Source organism: Lysinibacillus sp. FJAT-14745, assembly GCF_001275675.1.
Classification (GTDB): Bacteria; Bacillota; Bacilli; order Bacillales_A; family Planococcaceae; genus Lysinibacillus.
Genome location: NZ_LITM01000006.1, coordinates 589,431 through 595,309 on the forward strand (window position 1 = coordinate 589,431; position 5,879 = coordinate 595,309).

The following is a 5,879-nucleotide window of genomic DNA, read 5'->3' on the forward strand; positions in this document are numbered from 1 at the left end:
TGAAAAAAATATCAGAAAGCTGGCCATTTGTCGTGCGTGCCGTGAGGTGCGCATATTTTTTTGAATTCGGGCTTACAAAGAATAAGGATTATCCCATAGCAATTGAACAGTTAAAAATGAGTATAGTATCGCTGCACGAACGGAGCAAGGTTTACCTCAGGGTATATGCTATATCGCTGAGCATACATAGATAATTAGTTTTTTAAGTGAGTAAAACTTACTTCTCACAAAAAATAAAAACTCTGAAAAGCTAAGGCTTCCAGAGTTTTTGAACATTTAAATGCTATGTGTTGAATCTTATTCACTTATCCTTATCTTTCATACGACTAAAAATGGTTGCTAATATCGGACCTGATATATTATGCCATACACTGAAAATCGCACTTGGTACTGCTGCTAATGGAGAGAAATGTGCAACGGCTAAAGATGCACCTAGGCCCGAATTTTGCATCCCTACTTCAATTGCAATAGCTTTCTTTTTCGCTAAGTTCATACCGAAGATCTTTCCAAACAAATACCCGATTAAGTAACCTAAACAATTGTGTAAAGCAACAACAGCGAAGATAATTAAACCAGTTTCAGCAATCTTTTGTTGATTGCCCGCAACAACAGCAGCCACAATAGCCACAATGGCTACTACAGAAACAAGTGGCATTATTCTCACACTTGCTTTGGCTTGCTTGTTAAAGAACTTTTGTACAATGAAGCCTAATGCAATCGGAATAATAATTACTTTGACGATCGACATAAAAAGTGCACTAGGTGCAACATCAATGTACTCACTTGCGAATAAATAAATAAGTCCAGGTGTAACGATCGGGGCTAATAAAGTTGTGATGGATGTAACAGTCACCGATAATGCCACATCTCCTTTTGAAAGGAACGTCATGACATTTGAAGATGTACCTCCTAGGCAACAACCTACCAATATAACACCAACTGCAATTTCCGGTTGAAGGTTGAATAGTTTCACCAATAAAAAGGCTAAAATTGGCATGATTAGAAATTGACCAACTACACCAACTGCCACATCTTTCGGTCTAGTTAAAACTTCTTTAAAGTCCGCAACTGTAATTGTTAATCCCATACCGAACATCACAATACCAAGTAATGTCGTGATATACGCCCCAATCCAAGAAAATCCACTAGGAATAAAAAAGGCAAGTGCTGCAAAAAGAAGCACCCAAATTGCAAACGTGTTGCTAATAAATTGACTAAAACGTTCTAAAACTTTCATGTAACACCTCTATGTAATATTTTACTAACATAGTAAAACTATATATCGAATACTGAATTTAATCAATAGTTAGAATAATCAATTAATATAATTTGATTCTATTTTCGTAATATTTAGGAAAATAAAGTTATAATGCCTTGACGCAACTTAAGAAAATCACCACGACCTAAAACATAATCTTAGGTGATAGAGTGTATTTCGTGAAAAATTGACGGATTGAATCATCTAAAAGGCAACCGTTTTTGTGACGTAACTAATCGCAATTGGAGCGGCTGTCTAGTTTTTTGTGGACGATTACGATGAGTATACTACGAATATCAAAGGATTTCAGGGCTTTCGTTATAAATGAGGGTAGTCCTATTTTTATTGTAAGGATCAATATGGAAATGATTAAAATGCCAGTAGAAAAATAAATCGAGCGGCATTTCATAAACACACAACAAGCCAAGCCACTTCATGTTTTCTTATTGAACTTAAGGAAGACGAGTATTATCCTACATTGCTCCGTCTTGCTACTCACTCTTCAGGATATTCGGCAAGTCTGCCATTAAATAAACGTGAATATTCTAGCTTATTTTTAGATTTGATTCTTGGCACTGGTAAATTAAATAAGAATAATCCGTTAAATATGAATTTTAACAAAATGAAAATGCTAATTGAAAAAAATAAATTGAAAGAAATGGATTATTCATGGAAATACTCAAATTTCGGTATATCTCTTATTGGGTATGGGTTGGGGAATGTATCAGGCAGGGGATATTGGGACACTATGAATGATTTTCTTTATAATGAGCTTGGACTAAGCGATACTTATTTAGGCACATCAAATAATAATTTACATGGTTATGACAGAAAAAATAATGATTGTGGCAACTGGAAATGGAACAAAGAAAATCTTATATCACCTGCGGGTGCAATAAGTTCAACTGCTGAGGATTTACTTAAATATGCAAAAATAAATATTTACGAAGATAAACCATATTTGTCTCTTTGTCATAAAAAACATGGAAATGGAACAAAGAAATATGATATGGGTCTTGGATGGTGGCTTTTAAAGAAAAACAATAATGTTATGTTACATGGAGGTGGAACAGGATGCTTTAGTTCATTTTTAGGAATTGATAAAGAAAAGAAAGTTGCCTCCGTAGTTTTGGCCAATTATAGATTAGGTAGAAATGATGATGAGAGGATAGGAATTGCCTTATTAGAAAGTCTACAAAAATCAAAAGATTTATAAGTATTGCCAACAAAAAATGAAGTAGACTAATCTATCATGCTTCACCTTATTCCTTTAATTCGTAATTGGCGTGGAGCAACAAGATAGAAAATGATTAAACGCAATTGTTCCGAGGCATAATTACTTATCAAAGCTCGTCACTTTTTAGATGGCGTGTTAAAACTAGAACATGAGGGATATTCTGTAAGCCCGAATTCAAAAAAATATGCGCACCTCACGGCACGCACGACAAATGGCCAGCTTTCTGATATTTTTTTCAGATAGCTGGCTTTATTATGCACATGTAGCTTGAATCGACTCGGACCAAGGCATGTATTCTTGTAATAATTCTGGTTGTTGATGAATTGCGAGATTGGGTAAATCCGTCAAAAGCTTGACGAGGTATTTATAGAAATCTACACCATTCTCTTTTGCTGTTTCCGCTAGACTTAAGCAGATTGCATTGGCTTTTGCGCCCGCCTCACTGACAGAAAAGAGCCAGTTCTTCCTTCCAATCACGGTTGGACGGATCGCATTTTCGGCTGGATTATTATCGATTTCGATTTGCCCANCAGATTGCATTGGCTTTTGCACCCGCCTCACTGACAGAGAAGAGCCAGTTCTTCCTTCCAATCACGGTTGGACGGATCGCATTTTCGGCTGGATTATTATCGATTTCGATTTGCCCATTATACAAAAATGCTTTTAGTTCATTTCTTCTGTTCAACGTATACTCTGTTGCTGTGGCTAATGCGTTTTTGCCAAAGAATTGAGACTTTTCGAGCCAGTTAAAAAACTTTCGAATGACCCGTCTTGCGTAGCGCCATCTCATTTTTCGACGTTGCTTCGGCGGCAGCCCTTTGAATTTTTGCTCTAAANATTCATTTCTTCTGTTCAACGTATACTCTGTTGCTGTGGCTAATGCGTTTTTGCCAAAGAATTGAGACTTTTCGAGCCAGTTAAAAAACTTCCGAATGACCCGTCTTGCGTAGCGCCATCTCATTTTTCGACGTTGCTTCGGCGGCAGCCCTTTGAATTTTTGCTCTAAAGCGTAGAGCTGATTACAGTAGGCCAAACCAATACGTCCGTTCTTGCTATCGACTTTTAACCAATAACGTCGAACGTGCGCCCAACAGTTGGCGAATGTGATGTTGGGTAACTTATCATAGGCAGAATAGCCATCACAAATAATGGTGCCCTCAAAATCGGCCAAATATTCCTCCAATACCGTTCGGCTTCGCGTTAACGCATGTTCAAATAGAATGATTACTGGCCCCTCAGTTGGGACTGTTCGGAATACCCAGTTATACGCGTTTGATTGTGCTCGCTTTCCATCAGAACGATTCAATACTTGGGCAACAGTTTCATCAATATGAAGCAGCGTTTTGACCGAAAGGACATTTTTCATCTCNATCAATATGAAGCAGCGTTTTGACCGAAAGGACATTTTTCATCTCTTCATAAATTGGTAATAGCCACTCTTCTGCAACACGAATCACCCAATTCGAAAGATTTTTATCATTGGTGATTAAACCCGTACGTGCCCATTCTTTTACTTGGCGATAAAGTGGTAGGTAGAGTGAGAATTTATCATAGATGACTTTCGCCAACACCGTTGGTCCTGCAATGCTACGAGGAATCACTGCCATCGGCGCTTTTCCACGTTGAATAAACTGATTTTGTTCACGATCTTTTTTACATTGCTTACACTCATAGGCATGCTCAATATGCTGCACACGCACCAACTTGGCCGGAATAAACGCTGCTTCCTCACGGGTAATTGTGGAGCCGATTTCATGTAGCTGACTTTGGCAACAGTCACATTGGAGATTTACTGGGTGATGGTGAATTTCTTCCACTTCCACACCTTCTACGAATGAATCGTTACGCTTTTTCTTTTTATTTAAACGGGTCACTGTATACGTCACAGTTTCCGTGCTTTGTTCTTCTGTTTGCTCAGACCCATTAAAAGACGGATCATCATCGAATAACGAACATTGTCCATCTGGCGGCTGGTATTTTGACTTCTCCGAGCGCGAACCATAAATCATTTTGGTTAACTGGCGAACTTGTTCAGACAAGTATTTATTTTGGGCGAGTGACACGTCTAACTTTTTAGAAAGCTCTACGTTTTGTTGCTTCATAACAGCGAGTTGCTCTTCTAATAAGTGAATTAATTTTTCTGTTGTTTCCATACTCATCTTGTTCACCACATTTCCGTTCAAATTATCTGCGGTTAATTATACCATTTAGAAAGTAGTGATTAAAAGACACCTTTTGCAGATTTCTGAATTGCCCTCGGTTGTTGAAGAGATAAACCTTCCAATAACCAACGCAATTCTTGTTGAGATAGATTTCGTACTTCCTTTTCATTTTTGGGCCATTGTAGCCTGCCATTATCTAGACGTTTATAAAGTAGCGCAAAGCCGTCACCGTCAAAATAAAGACATTTATANGGCCATTGTAGCCTGCCATTATCTAGACGTTTATAAAGTAGCGCAAAGCCGTCACCGTCAAAATAAAGACATTTATAACGGTCCTTACTTGTACCTGAAAATAAGAAAATCGAGTCACCATAAGGGTCTAGTTCAAACGAGTCCTGAACGAGGGTCGCTAGACCGTCAATCCCTTTACGCATGTCAGTTTTCCCGCAGACAATATAAATATTTTGCACGCGCGTAAAATCATGCTTCATTTTTGAATCAGCTCCTTCATTACAGCTTGAATGATGTGCTCATCTATGCCATTGAAGAAGGAGATTTCGCCCGCAGCAGTTTTAATCACACAGCTTGGCCCAGCTGTCTGTTGGAAAGAATGAGACGAGGTTGTTTCAGCTGGTATGGGATCCAGTTTAACTGGTACAATGGTTAATTTGTTAGTTGGCATAAGGAAAGCACCTCCTTAGATAGATACATCTATCGTACCGGAGGTGCCAGGTTGTTTATATGCGTTATTTGATTACGGGCTTACGATATTCTTTTGGACATTGTGGAAACAAATTATGAATATATGTGGTGAAGATATACATTAGATGGTAATATTACCCTTGGATGAAAAATATAAGGGGTATATACATGTGAAAGAAGTTATCATTAATTTTATCTGCAGCATTAATTGTAATGGTTGGTTGTTCTGATGAATCAACTTCACCAAAAGAAAATATACAAGAGGCTGATGAAGTGAAGCAAAAATAACCTGCGCAAGAAGCAAAGGTTGAAATTGAGAAAAAAGCTCCTACAAAAGAAAAAATTAGTGAGGAAGTCAAAAAGTCAGAAGAAGTGATTGATTTCAAAAAATTGGAATATGTTTTAAATTATTATACATTGACTAAAGGCGATAAATTAATTAGTTACTCAACTTTCGCACCCTGAAAGATCAAGACATTGCTTGAAATAACTAGGCAGAGCTGCTAACCATTTGTTCATT

The 5,879-nt window shown here is 37.7% G+C and carries 6 protein-coding genes and 4 pseudogenes; 2 read left to right on the forward strand and 8 right to left on the reverse strand.

The window, feature by feature from the left end:
* Nucleotides 1-194, forward strand: a 194-nt coding sequence (locus AMS59_RS26315; protein WP_234007763.1) for a hypothetical protein, incomplete at its 5' end; no start/stop codon positions are given.
* Nucleotides 195-301: 107 nt separating this feature from the next.
* On the opposite strand, the gene AMS59_RS12940 is transcribed toward AMS59_RS26315, so the two are convergent.
* On the reverse strand, nucleotides 302-1,237 hold the full coding sequence (locus AMS59_RS12940; RefSeq protein WP_053484135.1) for a bile acid:sodium symporter family protein: 936 nt from the start codon (nucleotides 1,235-1,237) through the stop codon (nucleotides 302-304).
* A 499-nt stretch (nucleotides 1,238-1,736) separates the two neighbouring features.
* Between AMS59_RS12940 and AMS59_RS12945 the strand changes: the two genes are divergently transcribed.
* Nucleotides 1,737-2,474, forward strand: coding sequence for a serine hydrolase (locus tag AMS59_RS12945; protein ID WP_234007764.1), 738 nt, complete (start codon nucleotides 1,737-1,739; stop codon nucleotides 2,472-2,474).
* Between the two features lie 273 nt (nucleotides 2,475-2,747).
* On the opposite strand, the gene AMS59_RS12950 is transcribed toward AMS59_RS12945, so the two are convergent.
* From AMS59_RS12950 to AMS59_RS12970, 7 genes and pseudogenes are all read right to left on the reverse strand, one after another.
* Complete coding sequence (locus AMS59_RS12950; protein WP_369814327.1) at nucleotides 2,748-3,017, reverse strand: transposase; 270 nt, start codon at nucleotides 3,015-3,017, stop codon at nucleotides 2,748-2,750.
* An 8-nt stretch (nucleotides 3,018-3,025) separates the two neighbouring features.
* Nucleotides 3,026-3,285: pseudogene (locus AMS59_RS24280) on the reverse strand (transposase); the annotation flags it as partial.
* Nucleotides 3,286-3,332: 47 nt separating this feature from the next.
* A pseudogene (locus AMS59_RS26320) lies at nucleotides 3,333-3,861 on the reverse strand (transposase); the annotation flags it as partial.
* A 4-nt stretch (nucleotides 3,862-3,865) separates the two neighbouring features.
* A pseudogene (locus AMS59_RS26325) lies at nucleotides 3,866-4,654 on the reverse strand (transposase); the annotation flags it as partial.
* A gap of 62 nt (nucleotides 4,655-4,716) precedes the next feature.
* On the reverse strand, nucleotides 4,717-4,908 hold a 192-nt coding region (tnpB, locus tag AMS59_RS26330), incomplete at its 5' end, for an IS66 family insertion sequence element accessory protein TnpB (RefSeq protein ID WP_234007765.1).
* 1 nt (nucleotide 4,909) lies between these two features.
* A pseudogene (gene tnpB, locus AMS59_RS27000) lies at nucleotides 4,910-5,148 on the reverse strand (IS66 family insertion sequence element accessory protein TnpB); the annotation flags it as partial.
* Complete coding sequence (locus AMS59_RS12970; protein WP_053484140.1) at nucleotides 5,145-5,339, reverse strand: hypothetical protein; 195 nt, start codon at nucleotides 5,337-5,339, stop codon at nucleotides 5,145-5,147. The gene AMS59_RS12970 and the pseudogene tnpB (AMS59_RS27000), both read right to left, overlap by 4 nt.
* Nucleotides 5,340-5,879: the final 540 nt, after the last annotated feature.

What these genes read in the sequence shown, in the direction of transcription:
- AMS59_RS12940 (WP_053484135.1), bottom strand. Translation starts at nt 1,237, where the DNA reads ATGAAAGTTTTAGAACGTTTTAGTCAATTTATTAGCAACACGTTTGCA.
- AMS59_RS12970 (WP_053484140.1), bottom strand. Translation starts at nt 5,339, where the DNA reads ATGCCAACTAACAAATTAACCATTGTACCAGTTAAACTGGATCCCATA.